Annotated in this window: 19 protein-coding genes; 9 read left to right on the top strand and 10 right to left on the bottom strand. The window is 63.8% G+C overall.

The window, feature by feature from the left end:
• Positions 1–11: 11 nt before the first annotated feature.
• A complete protein-coding gene (gene sodC / locus JWV26_RS17325) occupies positions 12–563 on the bottom strand; it encodes a superoxide dismutase family protein (protein ID WP_093049147.1) in 552 nt (183 codons plus the stop codon).
• 334 nt (positions 564–897) lie between these two features.
• On the opposite strand from sodC, the gene gcvH reads away from it, so the two are divergent.
• The 4 genes from gcvH (at position 898) to gcvT (ending at position 6,858) form a co-directional block, all read left to right on the top strand.
• On the top strand, positions 898–1,281 hold the full coding sequence (gcvH, locus tag JWV26_RS17320) for a glycine cleavage system protein GcvH (RefSeq protein ID WP_017361715.1): 384 nt from the start codon (positions 898–900) through the stop codon (positions 1,279–1,281).
• Between the two features lie 9 nt (positions 1,282–1,290).
• The gene (gene gcvP, locus JWV26_RS17315) at positions 1,291–4,143 is read left to right on the top strand and encodes an aminomethyl-transferring glycine dehydrogenase (RefSeq protein WP_206417419.1); all 2,853 of its coding nucleotides are present in this window, start codon (positions 1,291–1,293) and stop codon (positions 4,141–4,143) included.
• A 267-nt stretch (positions 4,144–4,410) separates the two neighbouring features.
• Positions 4,411–5,664 carry a serine hydroxymethyltransferase gene (gene glyA, locus JWV26_RS17310; RefSeq protein WP_206417418.1) on the top strand — a complete coding sequence of 418 codons (1,254 nt, stop codon included), beginning with the start codon at positions 4,411–4,413 and terminating at the stop codon, positions 5,662–5,664.
• Between the two features lie 69 nt (positions 5,665–5,733).
• A complete protein-coding gene (gcvT, locus tag JWV26_RS17305; protein WP_206417417.1) occupies positions 5,734–6,858 on the top strand; it encodes a glycine cleavage system aminomethyltransferase GcvT in 1,125 nt (374 codons plus the stop codon).
• Between the two features lie 178 nt (positions 6,859–7,036).
• On the opposite strand, the gene JWV26_RS17300 is transcribed toward gcvT, so the two are convergent.
• Positions 7,037–7,615: an NADPH-dependent FMN reductase gene (locus tag JWV26_RS17300; protein ID WP_072422720.1), complete on the bottom strand. Its 579-nt coding sequence runs from the start codon at positions 7,613–7,615 to the stop codon at positions 7,037–7,039.
• A 78-nt stretch (positions 7,616–7,693) separates the two neighbouring features.
• Here JWV26_RS17300 and soxR point away from each other — a divergent pair, with 78 nt between their 5' ends.
• Positions 7,694–8,140 carry a redox-sensitive transcriptional activator SoxR gene (gene soxR, locus JWV26_RS17295; RefSeq protein WP_206417416.1) on the top strand — a complete coding sequence of 149 codons (447 nt, stop codon included), beginning with the start codon at positions 7,694–7,696 and terminating at the stop codon, positions 8,138–8,140.
• Here the strand turns inward: soxR and JWV26_RS17290 are convergent.
• Positions 8,137–8,490 carry a 5-carboxymethyl-2-hydroxymuconate Delta-isomerase gene (locus tag JWV26_RS17290; RefSeq protein ID WP_206417415.1) on the bottom strand — a complete coding sequence of 118 codons (354 nt, stop codon included), beginning with the start codon at positions 8,488–8,490 and terminating at the stop codon, positions 8,137–8,139. The two genes, soxR and JWV26_RS17290, sit on opposite strands and share 4 nt — an antisense overlap.
• A gap of 484 nt (positions 8,491–8,974) precedes the next feature.
• Here JWV26_RS17290 and JWV26_RS17285 point away from each other — a divergent pair, with 484 nt between their 5' ends.
• Entirely contained in the window at positions 8,975–10,234 is a 1,260-nt protein-coding gene (locus JWV26_RS17285) for an OprD family porin (RefSeq protein ID WP_206417414.1), read from the top strand.
• A gap of 170 nt (positions 10,235–10,404) precedes the next feature.
• On the opposite strand, the gene JWV26_RS17280 is transcribed toward JWV26_RS17285, so the two are convergent.
• Entirely contained in the window at positions 10,405–11,532 is a 1,128-nt protein-coding gene (locus JWV26_RS17280) for a M14 family metallopeptidase (protein ID WP_206417413.1), read from the bottom strand.
• A 154-nt stretch (positions 11,533–11,686) separates the two neighbouring features.
• Here JWV26_RS17280 and JWV26_RS17275 point away from each other — a divergent pair, with 154 nt between their 5' ends.
• Positions 11,687–12,223, top strand: a complete 537-nt coding sequence (locus JWV26_RS17275; RefSeq protein ID WP_017677896.1) for a tetratricopeptide repeat protein — start codon at positions 11,687–11,689, stop codon at positions 12,221–12,223.
• Between the two features lie 7 nt (positions 12,224–12,230).
• Here JWV26_RS17275 and JWV26_RS17270 read toward each other — a convergent pair whose 3' ends face one another.
• Positions 12,231–12,614, bottom strand: coding sequence for a VOC family protein (locus tag JWV26_RS17270; RefSeq protein WP_026088661.1), 384 nt, complete (start codon positions 12,612–12,614; stop codon positions 12,231–12,233).
• A 20-nt stretch (positions 12,615–12,634) separates the two neighbouring features.
• A complete protein-coding gene (locus JWV26_RS17265; protein WP_206417412.1) occupies positions 12,635–13,345 on the bottom strand; it encodes a glutathione S-transferase family protein in 711 nt (236 codons plus the stop codon).
• 191 nt (positions 13,346–13,536) lie between these two features.
• Here JWV26_RS17265 and JWV26_RS17260 point away from each other — a divergent pair, with 191 nt between their 5' ends.
• Positions 13,537–14,487 (top strand): helix-turn-helix transcriptional regulator, encoded by a 951-nt coding sequence (locus JWV26_RS17260; protein WP_206417411.1) that lies wholly within the window; start codon positions 13,537–13,539, stop codon positions 14,485–14,487.
• 217 nt (positions 14,488–14,704) lie between these two features.
• Here JWV26_RS17260 and JWV26_RS17255 read toward each other — a convergent pair whose 3' ends face one another.
• The 4 genes from JWV26_RS17255 to JWV26_RS17240 form a co-directional block, all read right to left on the bottom strand.
• Positions 14,705–15,127, bottom strand: a complete 423-nt coding sequence (locus JWV26_RS17255; protein ID WP_021488383.1) for a YybH family protein — start codon at positions 15,125–15,127, stop codon at positions 14,705–14,707.
• A 22-nt stretch (positions 15,128–15,149) separates the two neighbouring features.
• The gene (locus JWV26_RS17250; protein ID WP_206417410.1) at positions 15,150–15,932 is read right to left on the bottom strand and encodes a DUF899 domain-containing protein; all 783 of its coding nucleotides are present in this window, start codon (positions 15,930–15,932) and stop codon (positions 15,150–15,152) included.
• 32 nt (positions 15,933–15,964) lie between these two features.
• On the bottom strand, positions 15,965–16,339 hold the full coding sequence (locus JWV26_RS17245; RefSeq protein ID WP_206417409.1) for a YciI family protein: 375 nt from the start codon (positions 16,337–16,339) through the stop codon (positions 15,965–15,967).
• A gap of 188 nt (positions 16,340–16,527) precedes the next feature.
• Entirely contained in the window at positions 16,528–17,244 is a 717-nt protein-coding gene (locus JWV26_RS17240) for a UTRA domain-containing protein (protein ID WP_017677902.1), read from the bottom strand.
• A 316-nt stretch (positions 17,245–17,560) separates the two neighbouring features.
• Between JWV26_RS17240 and JWV26_RS17235 the strand changes: the two genes are divergently transcribed.
• Positions 17,561–18,619 carry an ABC transporter substrate-binding protein gene (locus tag JWV26_RS17235; protein WP_017677903.1) on the top strand — a complete coding sequence of 353 codons (1,059 nt, stop codon included), beginning with the start codon at positions 17,561–17,563 and terminating at the stop codon, positions 18,617–18,619.
• The last annotated feature ends 131 nt before the right edge of the window (positions 18,620–18,750 follow it).

Raw genomic sequence — 18,750 nt, 5'->3', positions numbered from 1 at the left:
TCGGCGTTGAGTCAGATTGGCGTGGTGCTGGTCGGCACCTTGATCACCCCACAGGCTACACGCGCACCGCCGCCGCCCAGGGGTTGCGGGTGATCGGCGTGATTGTCGCCGCCGGCGTGGATCATCAGCGAACGGTTATGCAGGTCTTGCAGGCTCTTGAGCCGCGGTGCCAGCACCGGCTGGCTGGCGCTGCCATCCTCGGTGACGAGCAACGCCGGCAGGTCGCCGAGATGGGCATCGTCTTCCCAGGGGAAACCGTGGCGGCCGGCGTTCTGCGGGTCCCAGTGGCCGCCTGCCGCGCCAGCTGGTGTCAGCTTGCCGTCCACTTCGGCAGCGTTGCAGTTGGCCTCGGTGTGCACGTGGAAGCCATGCACGCCCGGTTCCAGGCCTTGTAGATCGGGGGTGAAGACCAACCCATAGGGCGACTGGCTGATGGTCACGCTGCCGACAGGCGCGCCTGTGCCGTTTTCGGTGGCCTGTTCGAGGGTCACGGTGACTGTCTCGCTGGCCTGCAGGCTGGTGGCGCCGAGCAACGCGAATGCCAGGGGAATCAGGGATCTCATGGTCGATCTATCTCCTTGTTTATGAAGCCTCCCAGTTACCGACCCTCAATGGCCTTGAGCGGTTCCAGTTAGATAACGTATCGATATCATTACACCGTAACGATTAAGCAACAAATGAGTGAAAGCCACGCCCTGTCTGGTGCGACTTCGACTTTTCCATTTACGACGCCCGGATTCGTAGCGATATCGTTCCAGATGACTGTATACAACCCCTGATAATATAATTAAGTATTTGATTTTATTGAAAATTTATACTTTGGCACCGGCATTGCAAACGCTCCCACAACCTGCCCGCCACCTAGAAGCGGGCACCATTACCCCCTGAGGAATTGACATGAGCGAGTTGCGTTTCACCGCCGATCACGAATGGCTGCGTCTGGACAACGATGGCCTGGTTACCGTCGGCATCACCCATTACGCTCAGGACGCGCTCGGCGACGTGGTGTATGTGCAACTGCCGGAAGCCAAGTCCTACGCCCAGGGCGAGGAAGTGGCCGTGCTGGAGTCGGTGAAGGCCGCCAGCAACATCGTCATGCCGCTCGATGGCGAGATCGTCGAAATCAACGCCGACCTGGAAGGCAGCCCGGAACTGGTCAACGAGTCGCCGCTGGACAAGGCCTGGTTCTTCCGCATGCGTCTGGCCGACAACGCCGTGCTGGCCGACCTGCTGGACAAGGCCGGCTATGATCGTCTGTTGAACGCCAACGCCGACGCCTGAGTGACCGCCATGACCAAGCTCGATACCCAGAACGAATTCATCGCACGCCACATCGGCCCGCGCGATGCCGACACCGCCGCCATGCTCGAACTGCTCGGCTACGATTCGGTCGATGCGCTGACCGGTGCCGTGATCCCCGAGAGCATCAAGGGCACCAGCATCCTCGGCGAGCAGCCGGGCCTGTCGGAAGCCGACGCCCTGGCCAAGATCAAGGCCATCGCCGCCAAGAACCAGCAGTTCAAGAACTACATCGGCCAGGGTTACTACGGCACCCATACGCCGAGCCCGATCCTGCGCAACCTGCTGGAAAACCCGGCCTGGTACACCGCCTACACCCCGTACCAGCCGGAGATTTCCCAGGGCCGCCTGGAAGCGCTGCTGAACTTCCAGACCCTGATCAGCGACCTCACCGGCATGCAGATCGCCAACGCATCCCTGCTCGACGAAGCCACCGCTGCCGCCGAGGCCATGACCTTCTGCAAGCGTCTGTCGAAGAACAAGGCCGCCAACACCTTCTTCGTTTCCCAGCACTGCCACCCGCAGACCCTCGACGTGCTGCGCACCCGTGCCGAGCCGCTGGGCATCGACATCGAAGTCGGCGACGAAGCCGCCATCACTGACGCCAGCGCCTACTTCGGCGCCCTGCTGCAGTACCCGGCCAGCAACGGCGACATCTTCGACTACCGCGCCCTGGTCGAGCGTTTCCACGCCGCCAATGCCCTGGTGGCAGTCGCCGCCGACCTGCTGGCCCTGACCCTGCTCACCCCGCCGGGCGAGTTCGGCGCCGACGTCGCCCTGGGCAGCGCCCAGCGTTTCGGTGTGCCGCTGGGCTTCGGTGGCCCGCACGCCGCCTACTTCGCCACCCGCGACGCGTTCAAGCGCGACATGCCGGGCCGCCTGGTCGGCATGTCGGTCGACCGTTTCGGCAAGCCGGCCCTGCGCCTGGCCATGCAAACCCGCGAGCAGCACATCCGCCGCGAGAAGGCCACCAGTAACATCTGTACCGCTCAGGTGCTGCTGGCCAACATCGCCAGCATGTACGCCGTGTACCACGGCCCGAAAGGCCTGACCGAGATCGCGCAGCGCATCCACAGCTTCACCGCCATCCTCGCCCTGGGCCTGACCAAGCTGGGCCACAGCGTCGAGCAGCAGCACTTCTTCGACACCCTGAGCATCAAGACCGGCGCCAAGACCGCCGAGCTGCATGCCAAGGCCCGTGCTGCCGGCATCAACCTGCGCGAGATCGACGCCGAGCGTCTGGGTCTGTCGCTGGACGAAACCACCGACCAGGCCGCCGTCGAGGCGCTGCTGAACCTCTTCGCCACTGACCAGGCTGCACCGGCCGTCAATGATCTGGCCGCGCAGATCGCCAGCCGCCTGCCGCAAGGCCTGCTGCGCCAATCGGCGATCCTGCAGCACGAAGTGTTCAACCGCTACCACAGCGAAACCGAGCTGATGCGCTACCTGCGCAAGCTGGCCGACAAGGACCTGGCCCTGGATCGCAGCATGATCCCGCTGGGCTCCTGCACCATGAAGCTCAACGCCGCCAGCGAGATGATCCCGGTCACCTGGCCGGAATTCGGCAACCTGCACCCGTTCGCTCCGGTCGAGCAGGCTGCGGGTTACACCCAGCTGACCACTGAGCTGGAAGCCATGCTCTGCGCCGCCACCGGCTACGACGCCGTGTCGCTGCAGCCCAACGCCGGTTCTCAGGGCGAGTACGCCGGTCTGCTGGCCATTCGCGCCTATCACCTGAGCCGCGGCGACGATCAGCGCGACATCTGCCTGATCCCGCAATCGGCCCACGGCACCAACCCGGCGACCGCCTCCATGGCCGGCATGCGCGTGGTGGTGACCGCCTGTGATGCGCGCGGCAACGTCGACATCGCCGATCTCAAGGCCAAGGCCGAAGAGCACAAGGATCGCCTGGCCGCGATCATGATCACCTACCCGTCCACCCACGGTGTGTTCGAGGAAGGCATTCGCGAGATCTGCCAGATCATCCACGACAACGGCGGCCAGGTGTACATCGACGGCGCCAACATGAACGCCATGGTCGGCCTCTGCGCGCCGGGCCAGTTCGGCGGCGACGTGTCGCACCTGAACCTGCACAAGACCTTCTGCATCCCGCACGGCGGTGGCGGCCCGGGCGTCGGCCCTATTGGCGTCAAGTCGCACCTGTCGCCGTTCCTGCCGGGCCATGGCCACATGGAACGCAAGATCGGTGCAGTCAGCGCCGCGCCGTTCGGCAGCGCCAGCATCCTGCCGATCACCTGGATGTACATCACCATGATGGGCGGCAACGGCCTCAAGCGTGCGTCGCAGATGGCCATCCTCAACGCCAACTACATCGCCCGTCGTCTGGAAGAGCACTACCCGGTGCTGTACTCCGGCGAAGGCGGCCTGGTGGCGCACGAGTGCATCCTCGACATCCGTCCGCTGAAAGACAGCAGCGGCATCAGCGTCGACGACGTGGCCAAGCGCCTGATCGACTTCGGCTTCCACGCCCCGACCATGTCTTTCCCGGTGGCCGGCACCCTGATGATCGAGCCGACCGAGAGCGAGTCCAAGGAAGAACTGGATCGCTTCTGCGACGCCATGATCGCCATCCGCGAGGAAATCCGCGCAGTCGAGCAAGGCCGTCTGGACAAGGACGACAACCCGCTGAAGAACGCCCCGCACACTGCCCTGGAACTGGTCGGCGAGTGGCACCACGCTTACAGCCGCGAGCAGGCCGTCTACCCGCTGGCGAGCCTGATCGAGGCCAAGTACTGGCCGCCGGTAGGCCGCGTGGACAACGTCTACGGCGACCGCAACCTGGTCTGCGCCTGCCCGTCCATCGAGGCGTATCAGGACGCGTAAGCGCGATGAACCTCCCCTCTCCCGCTTGCGGGGCGAAAGCGGAAAAAGCGAAGCACCGCTTCGCCCGCTTGAGCGCGCTGAGCTCTGCGAAGGGCTGGGGCGCGGAGCGGGGGCCGGGGGAGAGGGCAAGACGGTTCACGCCCCCTCTCCCTAGCCCTCTCCCCGAGGGTGGAGGGAACCGTTCTTCGCTTCATCCAGTTCCTTTCGGCTCCCCTCACCGGGGCGGGCCGACTGCATCCCGAAAAAAACGATAAAGAGGGCCTCACCATGTTCAGCAAGCACGACCAACTGCAGGGCTATGACGATGCCCTGCTCGCGGCAATCCAGGCCGAAGAACAGCGCCAGGAAGACCATATCGAGCTGATCGCCTCGGAAAACTACTGCAGCCAGCGCGTGATGCAGGCGCAAGGCAGTGGCTTGACCAACAAGTACGCCGAAGGCTATCCGGGCAAGCGCTACTACGGTGGCTGCGAGCATGTGGACAAGGTCGAGGCGCTGGCCATCGAGCGCGCCAAGGCCCTGTTCGGCGCCGACTACGCCAACGTCCAGCCGCACTCCGGTTCCTCGGCCAACAGCGCCGTGTACCTGGCACTGCTGAGCGCGGGCGACACCATCCTCGGCATGAGCCTGGCGCATGGCGGCCACCTGACCCACGGCGCCAAGGTGTCGTCATCGGGCAAGCTGTACAACGCCGTGCAGTACGGCATCGACGAGAACGGCCTGATCGATTACGACGAAGTCGAGCGCCTGGCAGTCGAGCACAAGCCGAAGATGATCGTCGCCGGTTTCTCGGCTTACTCGCGCGTGCTGGACTTCCCACGTTTCCGCGCCATCGCCGACAAGGTCGGTGCCCTGCTGTTCGTCGACATGGCCCATGTCGCCGGCCTGGTCGCGGCCGGTCTGTACCCCAACCCGGTGCCGTTCGCCGATGTGGTCACCACCACCACGCACAAGACCCTGCGCGGCCCGCGTGGCGGCCTGATCCTGGTCAAGGCCAACGAAGAGATCGAGAAGAAGCTCAACTCCGCCGTTTTCCCCGGCGCCCAGGGTGGCCCGCTGATGCATGTGATCGCGGCCAAGGCGGTGTGCTTCAAGGAAGCACTGGAGCCGGGCTTCAAGACCTACCAGCAGCAGGTGATCGACAATGCCCGCGCCATGGCGGCAGTGTTCGTCGAGCGCGGCTATGACGTGGTCTCCGGCGGCACCGACAACCACCTGATGCTGATCAGCCTGGTCAAGCAGGGCCTGACCGGCAAGGCGGCTGACGCAGCCCTTGGCGATGCCCACATCACGGTGAACAAGAACGCCGTGCCGAACGACCCGCAGTCGCCGTTCGTGACCTCAGGCATCCGTATCGGCACGCCGGCGGTGACCACTCGCGGCTTCAAGGAAGGCGAATGCCGGACCCTGGCCGGCTGGATCTGCGACATCCTCGACGACCTGGAAAACCCGGCCGTGATCGAGCGCGTGCGCGGCCAGGTCGCCGACCTCTGCGCCACCTTCCCGGTCTACGCTGACTGATACCCGACTGACCACGGGCCGCGCGGCGGCCCCAACCGGTGCGCGCGGCGCACCCAACAGGAAATCGACATGACCCCTGAAACTCTCGCCAAGACTCCGCTGCACGCTCTGCACCTCGAACTCGGCGCGCGCATGGTGCCCTTCGCCGGCTACGACATGCCCGTGCAGTACCCGTTGGGCGTGATGAAAGAACACCTGCACACCCGCGACGCCGCCGGCCTGTTCGACGTTTCGCACATGGGCCAGATCCTGCTGCGTGGCGAGCACGCCGCGCGCGCCCTGGAAACCCTGGTACCGGTGGACATCATCGACCTGCCGGTGGGCATGCAGCGCTACGCCATGTTCACCGATGCCCAGGGCGGCATCCTCGACGACCTGATGGTCGCCAACCTGGGTGACGACACCCTGTACCTGGTGGTCAACGCCGCCTGCAAGGATCAGGACCTGGCCCACCTCACGAAGCACATCGGCGAGCAGTGCCAGATCGAGTGCCTGTTCGAGGAGCGCGCCCTGCTCGCCCTGCAAGGCCCGAAGGCGGTCGAGGTACTGGCGCGCCTGGCACCGGAGGTGAGCAAGATGACTTTCATGCAGGTCGCCCGCGTGCGCCTGCTGGGCAGCGAGTGCATCGTCAGCCGCAGCGGTTACACCGGCGAAGACGGTTTCGAGATTTCCGTCGCCGTCGACCAGGCCGAAGCCCTGGCGCGCAGCCTGCTGGCCGAAGTGGAAGTCGAGGCGATCGGCCTGGGTGCGCGCGACTCGCTGCGCCTGGAAGCCGGCCTGTGCCTGTACGGTCACGACATGAGCAGCGCCACCACGCCAATCGAAGCCAGCCTGCTGTGGGCCATCTCCAAGGTGCGTCGTGCCGATGGCGAGCGCGCCGGCAACTTCCCGGGCGCCGAACGCGTGTTGGAGCAGCAGCAAAAAGGCGTGGCGCGCAAGCGCGTCGGCCTGCTACCGCAAGAGCGTGTACCGGTGCGTGAAGGCGCGGAAATCGTCGATGCAGACGGCCAGGTGATCGGCCAGGTGTGCAGCGGCGGCTTCGGCCCGACCCTCGGCGCGCCGGTGGCCATGGGTTACGTCAATGCCAGCCACGTCGCCATCGACAGCGACGTCTGGGCGGTGGTGCGTGGCAAGCGCGTGGCGATGAAAGTGGCCAAGACCCCGTTCGTGCCGCAGCGCTACTACCGCGGCTGATCCGCAAGGCAGCCCTGCGCTGTAGGAGCCGCGCCTCGCGGTGAATGCGTCGAAAGACGCAAAAGCTTCGCCTCGGGGCGAGGCTCCTACATTCATTGCGCGCGCTCTGCTCCGTAGCCCGGATGCAATCCGCGGATGCCCTGAAAAGCTCCCGGATTGCATCCGGGCTACGTCGTTTCTACCCCCTGATCCGCTCATAGGGCACCCGCTCGCGCCCGGCGCGCAGCGTCTGTGCCCACCAGTTCAACTGCACCAGCGTATGCGCCAGCGCCGAGTTGGCGCGCCGCGGCTCGCTCAGACGGCCCTGCTCATCGAACTGTTCCCAGGCATTGGTGAAGCTCACCGAGCCGCGCACCGTCATCGCATGCAGCTCCGCCAGCACCTGGCGCAGTTGCTCCACCGCGCGCAGCCCGCCGGACACCCCGCCATAACTGACGAACCCCACCGGCCGCGCTTCCCAGGATGCCGGTACCTCGTCGATGAACTGCTTGAGCGCCGCCGGATAGCCGTGGTTGTACTCCGGTGTAACGATCAGAAAGGCATCGGCGCGCAGCAACTGCTGCAGCGATTGATGCCGACGCTCGGCTAACTCCAGTGCCTCGCCGGGCTGGCGAAACATCACGGCCGGATCGACCAGGCTCAGCTCGAATTCGCTGCGCTGCTCGATCTGCTCACGCGCCCAGGCCACCACCTGGTCGCAGAAGCGCTCTTCTCGCACGCTGCCGTAAATCAGTACCAATCGGATGCGGTCCTGCATGGAATTGCCCTCGGTGTTGTCTATCAAGGCCAGCGAGGGTAAAACCTCAACTTAACTTAAGGTCAAGAGGGATTTTCCATGTCCATTCACGAACGCCCACTGAGCGTCGGCCAGATGGCTGAACGTAGCGGCGTGGCAGTTTCCACCCTGCATTTCTACGAAGCCAAGGGGCTGATCCACAGCCAGCGCAATGCCGGCAACCAGCGACGCTACCGGCGCGATGTACTGCGCCGCGTGGCGATCATCAAGGTGGCGCAGCGCCTGGGCATTCCGCTGGCAGATATCGGCGCGGCACTCGCCACCCTGCCCTGCGACCACATGCCCACGGCTGCCGACTGGCAACAGCTCTCGGCGCAGTGGCAGCGCGACCTGAATGCGCGTATCGAGCAACTGACGCGGCTACGCGACCAGCTCACCGGCTGTATCGGTTGCGGTTGCCTGTCGATGCAGGACTGCCCACTGCGCAACCCCAGCGACGAACTCGGCGCACAGGGCGCTGGCGCGCGATTGCTCGAAACGGATTAATCGTCCAGGCAGTTGCGCCTGTTGCTGAACACCTCGCGGCGGATGTCGCGCACGTCCAGAGAGATCGCCGGCACCTGCGGCAAACGCTCGACCAGTGCACGCACAACACGCCGCGACAGCACCCGCTTGTCGTCATCGCTGCGCCCGGCCAGCACGTAGAAGATCAGGTGCACGAACAACCCCGGCTCGCCACCCACGCAGTGGTGCTCGTACAGGCCCAGGCGCACCTTGACCTCGCCGGGCTGGAACAGTCCCGTGTCAGCCGCCTGGTCGTGCACCAGCTGCACCAGCTCCTGCGGCGCGATCAGCTCACTCACCTCGCGGGCGGCTTCGATCAGGCAATGCGGCATGGGCAAACCCTTGATGTAAGTGAATTTGTCATACGTTATCACACAACGAATTCGATACCAGCTGGTTTACCAGCTCTGCGCAGAACCACGCCGCAAGCCCGCGACATCGCCAATAGCGCCGCTACATGTGGAAAACCTACTCAGACTTTCGTCTAGCAATGCGTTGACAAGCGATAAAAAGGCTGTCGATAATCCAGCAAGTTGTATGACGACATATGACAACGATAACAACAAGAATCAGGGCCATGACATGACTATCCTTGCCTCTCCCTCAGCGCAGCAGCCCTTCGCCTGCTCGGCATCCATCGCCGCCACACGCCATAGAACCGGATTCGCCGGAGGCTGACGTCAGCCACCAGCAATGACCGGCCGCGTTCGGCCGGGCTATCGCCCTCTACGGGGGCAAACACAACATTCCCATCATGCAGGTCCTGATGCAGACCAGCAGGGGATGGTTCGTTCAAAAACTGGGAGCACAACAACAATGACCGCACGCAACATCATTCCATTGGCCCTGCTCGGCAGCACGGCTCTGGCCCTGGTTATGCCGACCACCACGCACGCTGCCGGCTTCGTCGAAGACGCCAAGGTCACCCTCGGCCTGCGCAACTACTACTTCAACCGTAACTACCTGAACGGCACCGACCCCGTGATCCGCGGTGAGCGCCAGGGCCAGGCCGAAGGATGGACGCAGAACTTCATCCTCGATGCCCGCTCCGGCTACACGCAGGGCACCATCGGTTTCGGTCTTGATGTACTCGGCCTCTACAGCATCAAGCTGGACGGCAACCGTGGTGCGGCCAACACCCAGTTGATGCCGATCCACGACGACGGCCAGGCCGCCGACCAGTTCGGCCGCACCGCCGTAGCTGCCAAGGCCAAGATTTCCAAGACCGAGCTGAAGGTCGGCGAATGGTTCGCCGTGCTGCCGATCCTGCGTGCTGACGATGGTCGTTCGCTGCCGCAAACCTTCCAGGGTGCCCAACTGACCTCCAGCGAGATCGATGGCCTGACCCTGTACGGCGGCCAGTTCTGGAAGAACAGCCAGCGCAACGACGCCAGCCGCGAAGACATGTCGTTCAATGGCGTGGAAGGTGATGACTTCAACTTCGGTGGCGGTGAGTTCCGTTTCAACGGCAACAACACCATGGTCGGCGTCTGGCACGCACGCCTGGAAGACGTCTATCAGCAGAGCTTCCTGCAGTTGACCCACAGCCAGCCTGTCGGTGACTGGGTACTGGGCGCCAACCTCGGCTACTTCAACGGCAAGGACGAAGGCGCGGCCAAGGCCGGCGACCTGGACAACAAGGTCTATCAGGGTGCGCTGTCGGCCAAGAGGGGCAACAACACCTTCCAGGTCACCTACCAGCGACTGAGCGGTGATACCAAATTCCTGCGTATCGACGGCGCCAGTGGCGGCACCCTGGTCAACGACGGTTTCCTGTCTGCTTTCGACAGCCCCGAGGAACGTTCCTGGCAGCTGCGTCATGACTACAACTTCGCCGGCCTCGGCATCCCGGGCCTGACCCTGATGAACCGCTACACCAGCGGCTCCAATATCCATGCCGGCGGCCGTACCGATGCCGAAGAATGGAGTCGTGAAACCGAACTGGCCTACACCATTCAGGAAGGCACCCTGAAGAACCTGAACGTTCGCTGGCGTAACTCCGACGTCCGCCGTGACGTTGGCCAGGATCTGCACGAGAACCGTCTGATCATCAACTACCCGCTGTCGATTCTGTAATACCGGACGCATCACTGCGTCCTATTGACTCCTGTGTGTTAACGGCACTTTATGCCCGTCCTCGTGACGGGCTTTTTTTGCCTGCCAACTTTGACGCTCCCTGCGCAACGTTAACCCGTAGGGTGCGCCGTACGCACCGGCTTACACGCCATCAGCCGGCACGCCCAGTTTCAGCGCAAGCGCCCGACCATCTGCGCCAGCACGGTCAACACATCATGCCCCAGCTGCTGCGAGCGTGCGCCATTCCAGCCGGTGCGCGGCTGCGGGTTGTCGTCGTGGTCCTTGAACGGCATCTCGATGGTGAACGACAGGCAATCGAAGGCCTGGCCGACGGCGTTGCAGGCCAGGGTCAGGTTGGCTTGACCCGGCTCGTCACGCGGATAACCGAAACGGGTCTGAAACTCGGCGCCGATACCTACCAGACGATTGCGGAAGTCTTCTTCCAGCGCAGCCAACCGTGGGGTGTAGCCCGGATTGCCCTCACAACCGGCGGTGAACACGTGAGGTATCTCTTCGTCGCCGTGGATATCGAGGAACAGGTCAACGCCAATACGCTGCATGTGCTGCAGCACGAACAACACCTCGGGGCTGCGCTCGGAGCTGGCTGACTGCCAGGCGCGATTGAGGTCCTGCCCGGCATGGTTGGTGCGCAGATGACCGCGATAGGCACCGTCCGGGTTCATGTTCGGCACCAGATAGAACTCTGCCTGGCTCAGCAGCGCCTGGACCTCGGCGTCATGCGGATTCTGCAAACGCTCGATCAGCCCTTCCATGAACCACTCGGCCATGTGCTCCCCCGGATGCTGCTGGGCGATGATCCACAGTTTGCGTGGTGCGGCAGCCTGCCCGCCAATGCGCAGTAGCTGGATATCACGGCCTTCCAGGCTTCTACCGCTGGCCACCAGTTCAGCGCCGCGCTCCAGCGCGTTGGCGATCAGGCGTTCATGCCGCGCTCGCGGGTAAGGCTCGAAATAAGCGAACCAGACGCGCTCGTGCTCGGCCTGCAACTCGAAGTGCAGTTGCCCGTCCTCATAACGGGTGGGCACGCGAAACCAGTCCTGCTGATCGTAGCTGGCCACGGCCTGGTAACCGTCCCAGGCGCGGTTGTAGGCCGACTGCCCGGCATTGGTCAGGCAGAAGCCATGACCCTGGCCAGGTTGCAGACCATCGACCTGAAAGTGAAACCACTGGAAATGGTGGCTGTTGAGGTCCGGCCGCATGGCCAGCATTACGCGCTGCGGGTCGCAGGCGTCGACGACCTGAATGTTGCCACTGTCGAAATCCGCACTGATCTTCATGACTGCCTCGTAAGCGAAATCAGCGCTCAGGATTGCAGTTCATGACGCGAGTGTGAAGTCGCACCGCGACAGACTGATCAACGACGGCGAACTATGGTGTCCAGGGTCAGCCTAATAGCGACTTGCCCTGTTTCCCGCCTACGGAGTTTCTGCCATGCCCAGCCCTATCAACCTGCGTCACGCTACCACTGCCCTGCTCGCCCTTGCGTTGCTGGCGGGCTGCGCCGGGCGTGAACCTGACTCCAGCGCGCCGGAAAAACAGCCGCAGGTGGAACAGCCCATCACCCAGACCGAACAGGACCAACTGCGCCAGCAGGCCCAGCGTGGTGATCTGGAAAGCCAGTTCCAGCTCGGCAGCAGCTACTTCGTCGGCCAGCCGGAAAAGAACCTCAAGCAGGCCGAATACTGGTGGAAGCAGGCCGCCGACAAGGGCCACGCCATGGCCGCGGTCAGCCTGGCCTACCTCTATACTGGCCGCGACGCCCCTGAGTTCGCCAACCAGCGCGACATGCTCAAGTACCTCAACCAGTCAGCCGCTGCGGGCAACCCGATGGCGCAGCATGTATTGGGCAACCTCTACCGTCGCGGTGAAGGCGGCGTACCACGTGACCCTGACCAGGCCCAGCGCCTGTACCAGAGCGCCTGCCAGCAGCGCTACGAGCCTTCCTGCGCGGCGCTGGGCCAGCAGTGACGAAGGTTCAGACGTAACAGGCCACCTCGACGTTGTAGCCATCGGGGTCAAGCACGAAGGCGGCGTAGTAACCATATTCTTCGCGCAGGCCGGGCCGGCCATTGTCTTCGCCACCGGCCTGCAACGCCGCGGCATGGAAGGCTTGCACTGTCGCCTGGCTGTCGGCACGCAGGCAAAAATGCGTCAGCGGCTCACACTGACCACGTCCGGGGGCGGCACTGAGCAGGTAAAGCACGGCCTGCTCCTCGGCCTGCGGACCGAAGCCGGCGGCCAACCCAGCACCATGCTCGCCGTCGTATTTCAGTTCGTAGCCCAAAGGCGCCAGGGCCGCCTGATACCAGGCGCGACTGCGGCGAAAGTTGGCCACGGTGATACAAAGATGGTCGATCATCGAAACCTCACCATAGGTTTTCAGGCTGCGCACAGCCCTTCGCGCAGTTGTTGGAAGCCCACATGGCCGAGGAAGCCGCCAGCGCCCTCAACCGTCATGCCCTGCTCGATCGCATGAGCGAAACGCGCCGCCGGATCGTTGGCGAGTCGAGCCAGGTGGCGGGCCAGATACGGGTAGTCGTGTCGCAGATCGAACAACTGGTGGTAGTCGACCCAGCGGCCGACACCGCTCAGGTAGGCATCCGCCAGACTGCGTCGCTGACCCAGCAGCCAGTCACGCTCGCTGAGCAACCGATCGAGATAACGACAGCCCGCCTTCACCTGTTCTGCGCCGAGGCTGCGCAACAGCTCGCGCTGCGGCTCGTCCAGCTCAGCCTTTTCATAAGCCAGCCACAGCGGGTTGAAGGCGGAGAAAAAGTCGCTCACCAGGTAGGACAGCATCTGGTTGAGTGCATCGAATTCGTCGCTGCCCTGGCGTGGGCCCAGCGGCGTCTCCACCGACCGCGCCGCCAGGTTCAGGAGAATGGCCAGGCTCTCGCTCAGGAACTCGCCATTCTCCAGCAGCAGCGTGGGCGTCTGATAGAGCGGGTTGATCCGCTCGAAAAGCGGGTCCCAGGGTTGCTCGAGCATCTCGACCCGGCACAGGCGATAAGGTTGGCCGAGCCACTCAAGGGCTACGATCGAGCCGAACGAACAGCCTTGCGGAACGCCGTAGAACAGTATCGGTTGCATAAGGGGTGCTCCTTGTCTGCTGATGGCCGACACGCCTAAAGCGTCGACCTGCCTCCAGACTAAGAGCAAATTAGGCTATATTCAGCCCTAATAAAATCGCCTACCGCTGTTTTTGTTGAGTGCGCGCGCAGCAAGACAGCCAGGGGCTTGATCGGTGCGCACAGCGCCCCCTACGGAGCCTGCGATCCCCCATGAACAGCCCCACCACCCGCGTGCTCGCCCTGTTGGAGCTGCTGCAAAGTCATGGCCAGCTCAGCGGCCGCGAACTGGCCGAGCGCCTTGAGGTGGACGGCCGCACCCTGCGCCGTTACATCCGCCACCTGGAGGACCTGGGAATTCCGGTGACCAGCGAGCGCGGCCGGCACGGTGGTTACCGCCTGGTGGCCGGTTTCAAGCTGCCGCCTTTGATGTTCACGGCTGAGGAAGCTCAGGCGGTGGCGCTGGGCCTGCTGGCGACGGCCAATCTGGGCCTGGCAGAAACCGCCGTGGCGGTGGCCAATGCCCGCGCCAAGCTGGAGCGGGTAATGCCCAAGGGGCTGCAGCAGCGGGTGCGCGCCCTGAGCCAGAGCGCCATTCTGGATCTGCCGCGCAGCCGCGCCAATGGCGACCAGCAACTGCTAGCCGAACTCGCCGCCGCCGCCGAGGCGCGCCGTCAGGTGCGGGTGAGCTATTGCAGCGATCAGGGCCAATGCAGCGAGCGCGAGGTCGATCCCTACGGTTTGGTGTTCCGCCAGGGCTTCTGGTACATGAGCGGCTACTGCCACCTACGCCAGGCGGTGCGTTCCTTCCGTCTGGATCGGCTGCGCGAAGTACGCGCCCTGGAGAGCCACTTCGAGCGGCCGGAAGCCTTCGATGCCGCCGCCCACCTCAATACCAGCATCGCCACCCTGCCACGAGCCTACCCGGTGAGTATCCAGCTGCACACCGACCTCGCCGGTGCCATCGCCGAACTCGGGCACAACGCCGGTCTGCTGATGCCCGAAGGCAATAGCGTGCGCCTGACCACCAGCACCGACAGCCCGACCTGGTTCGCTCGCCTGCTGCTACGCCTGTCCTTCGACTTCACCATCGAACAGCCGGTCGAGTTGCGTGAGGCCGTACGCCAGCAGGCGCAACGCATGCTGGAACTGGTCGCGCGCTAAGGATGGTCTGGTACGCACCAGACCATCGCGCAGTCCCCGCTCGCTAGCAGGCCGTTGAAAAACGTAGGCGAGGCAAGCCAGTGCAATACCGATGGCGGCCCCACAAAAACAGGCGAAAAACGGCCGGGGTCGCGCTCGACTTTACGTGTTGTAAATGAGCATTTTGAGCCTGTTTTCAACGCAGCAATGGCAACGCAGGTAGTTTTTCAACAGCCTGCTAGGGCTGCAGATCGAACAGCGCCTTGCCGCTTTCCATGTCGCTCGGCGCAGAGAAATGCTCGTGGAAGATCAGCCAGCGGCCGCCCTGGCGGCGCAGGCACTGGGTCACGCGCATCCAGCAGGTCTCCAGCTCGCCCTTTTCATTGCTGCCGCCGCAATGCAGCAGGTAATGGGTCACGCCCAGATCGCCGCTGGCAGTGAAGGTCGGCTCGTGCGGTTCGAACATCCCCGGGCCACTGCACATCTCCATACAGGCCTGCCAATGCGCCTGGTACGCCGGGCGCCCCTGAAAACGCAACGGGCCGATGGCATCGTAGGACACCACGTCCTCGACGTAGTGACTCATGATGCGCGCCACGTCCTTGCTGCGGCAGGCTTCGGTCCAGTCGTTCAGGGCATCTTGCAGTTCGTGCTGACTCATGTCGTTTCTCCTTCGCTGAGGTTCAGGCCTTGTGGCCGCAGCAGTCGTGGGTGGGCGCGGTCTGTTCGTACTCGTCGTGCAGGCGCGTCCAGTTGAGCCCCTTGCCGTCCAGATCGGGCATGCCGTCCCAACCCTCGCCGCGGCCAAAAGGCGTGAAGTCGAGGAAATGGAAACTGCTCATCAGCATCTCCACGCCTCGGCCATAGGTGGAATAGGTGTGGTAGATCTGCCCGCCGTCGCGCAGGAACACGCTGACACCGGGCTGCTCGCCCTGGATGTGATAGGTCAGGCCCAAGCGCTCGAGCTCGTCCTTGTCGCGGTAGTTGTATTCGACCGGCGCGACCTGCTCGTCGGTGGTGGCGTGGTAGTCGTAATTGAAGCGACTGCCGTAGGAGCTATACCAGGGCAGGGTCCAGCCCATGCGCCGTTTGAACGCCTCGAGATCTGCCAAGGGCGCGCGCGAAACCAGCACCAGGTTGGTGTCGCGGGCATGCAGGTGGGCCTGGTGGCCAATGTTGTCCACCAGGCAGGAACAGCCGTCGCAGCCCTCGCCGCGATCCATGTGGTACATGAAGTGGTAGACGATCAGCTGGCTGCGCCCGTGGAACAGCGCCTCCAGACCGACCTCGCCCTGCGGGCCGTCGAAGCGGTAATCCTCTTCCACCGGCACCATGGGCAGGGCACGGCGGGCGCGGTTGAGCGCGTCACGTTGGCGGGTCAGCGCCTTTTCCTGCTCGAGCAGCGCCTTGCGAGCGGCCAGCCATTGCTCACGCGTGGCGACCTCGGGGACATAGTGGCGATCCATAGCGGTTCTCCCGGTTGATCGAGCCTGCCGGCTCAGTGCTGAGCGGCCTGCAGTTGCACCGGCTGGATATCCAGCTCGCGCACCGGGCGCACTTCCACGCAGCCGACACGGGCGGCGGGGATGTGCCCGGCGAGCTGGATGGCCTCATTGAGGTCGCGCGCCTCCACCAGATAGAAGCCGGCCAGTTGCTCCTTGGTTTCGGCGAAGGGGCCGTCGGTGATCGCCAGCTTGCCGCCGCGCATGCGCACGGTGGTGGCGGTCTGCACCGATTGCAGCGCCTCGGCGGCGAGCATGCGCCCGCTCTCCTGTACTGCATTGGCGTAAGCGAAGCACTCGCTGTCATGCGGGCTGTCGGGGGAGCTGTGCAGCTCCTGTTCGTTGGCGTAGACGAGGCAGAGGTATTTCATGACGCACTCCAGTTCCTTGGCGGGTGGGTACTGGATAGTCGAACGCAGCGAGCGCATTTCGACATTGGCCGCAAAAACATCACAGAAGCCGACGAACGGTAGGGTGCGCCGTGCGCATCAGCCTCTCCGTACTCCTTGCGCACTGGCGATTAGACGTCTGCTGGCAACCTCGGTGCGCGCAGCGCACTCTACTCGGGGACTTCGACGCTGACGTGAATGGCGTCGTGGCGCCAGAACTCCAGGTCGCAGTCGATGATGCGTCCGTGCTGATCGCGGTTGACCCGGGTAATGCGCAGCGCCGGGCTGCCGGGCGCCACCTTGAGGCTGGCCGCGGCTTCGGCGTGCAGCGCGGTGGGTACCATGTCGAAGCGCACGCGACCGTAGTGGATGCCGTACTCGCTGGCATACAGGTCGGTCAGCGAGCGAGTCAGGTCGAACTCGAGAATGCCGGGGAAGTAGGCCGGATTCAGGTAGTGCTCGACATATAGCACCAGGCGCCCGTCGATGCGCCGCGCGCGGCACACCTGATAGACGCTCGACAGCGCCGGCAGCTCCAGCACCTGACAGATCTGCGCGGAGGCCGGCATCAAGCGCGCACTCAGGACCTCGGTAGCCGGTACCCGCCCCTGCTCGGCGACCATGGCGTGGAAGTGGGTACGTACCAGAGGGTTGTAGGCCACCCGTTGCGGCGAAACGAACCAGCCACGACGCTCCTCGCGATAGACCAGCCCCTGCGCCTCCAACTGGCCGAGCGCCTCGCGCAGGGTGATGCGCGTGGTATCGAACAACTCACTGAGCTTGCGCTCGGCCGGCAACTTGCTGCCGGAGGGCAACAGGCCCCGGTCGATCTGCTCCTGCAACGCGCGGCAGATGATGGTGACGGCCCGTGGCGCTTCTTCGCGCATCAAAATTTCCCCTTTTGGACTAGTCCAGCCCCATGACAGGGCAAAAGTCACTTGCTCAGACGGGTTACAAGCCTAGGCAGTCTAGATGACTGATAGATGACAGCCATGCTGCAAGCACGCCGCATGCCACCGTCACATCCACTCACGGCCCGCGAAATCAGCTACTTATCCATGGTCTACGCTTGATGAGCGCGCCAGTTGACTGCACCTAGACATCTGCCAGCCGTGGCCGGACATAAAACTGTCACCGAAGGCGCTTAGATTGGCTCGGGTATTGCTGATCTAGACCAACACTCTCACTGCAAAGGAGTTTCCAATGAAACAACTGCTGCTGGCTTCACTGATGGGTTCGGCCATCGCCCTGGCGACCTCCGCCATGGCCGAAGGCACCGACTTGCAGGCACTGGAACAGGCTGCACGCGCCGAGGGCGCGGTGAATAGCGTGGGTATGCCCGACAGCTGGGCCAACTGGAAAGACACCTGGGCGGACCTGGCGCGCCTCTACGGCCTCAAGCATCAGGACACCGACATGAGCTCGGCGCAGGAAATCGCCAAGTTCGCCGCCGAAAAGGAAAACGCCACCGCCGATATCGGTGACGTCGGCGCCGCCTTCGGCCCCATCGCCGTACAGCAAGGCGTGACCCAGCCGTACAAACCGAGCACCTGGGCGCAGATTCCGGATTGGGCCAAGGACCAGGACGGTCACTGGATGCTGGCCTACACCGGCTCCATCGCCTTCATCGTCAACAAGCAACTGGTCAAGGACATTCCACGCTCCTGGGCCGACCTCAAGACCGGCACCTACAAGGTCTCTGCCGGTGACGTGAGCACCGCTGCGCAAGCCGTGAACGGCGTACTGGCCGCTGCCATCGCCATGGGCGGCAACGAGAGCAACGTGCAACCGGCGCTGGATTTCTACGGCGAACTGGCCAAGCAGCGTCGCCTGTCGCTGGCCAACCCGACCATCCAGACCCTGGAAAAGGGTGAAGTTGAAGTCGGCATCGTCTGGGACTTCAACGGCCTGAGCTACCGCGACCAGATCGACCCCGAGCGCTTCGAGGTGCTGATCCCGTCCGACGGTTCGGTGATCTCCGGCTACAGCACCATCATCAACAAGTGGGCGAAGAACCCCAACGCCGCCAAGCTGACCCGCGAATACATCTTGAGCGACGCGGGGCAGATCAACCTGGCCAAGGGCAACGCCCGTCCGATCCGCGCCGAGCACATCGAACTGCCGGCCGAGGTGCAGGCCAAGCTGCTGCCGCAAGAGCAGTACGCCAAGGTCCAGCCGATCAAGGATGCCGCCGCCTGGGAGGCCACCTCCAAGGCCCTGCCGCGCCTGTGGCAGGAGCACGTGATCATCAATATGAATTGATGCCCGCCTCCCCGTCATTGATTCGTAGTCCGGATGAAATCCGAGGGCACGCTCACATAAGAAGTGACTGAACACGATCAGTCCCCTCGCCCCTCAGGGGAGAGGGTTAGGGAGAGGGGAAAACGGGCGGT

It is taken from the genome of Ectopseudomonas toyotomiensis (genome assembly GCF_017167985.1).
Classification (GTDB): domain Bacteria; phylum Pseudomonadota; class Gammaproteobacteria; order Pseudomonadales; family Pseudomonadaceae; genus Aquipseudomonas; species Aquipseudomonas toyotomiensis.
Note: the sequence above shows the minus strand (reverse complement) of the source record. Positions and strands in the feature narration are given on the sequence as shown.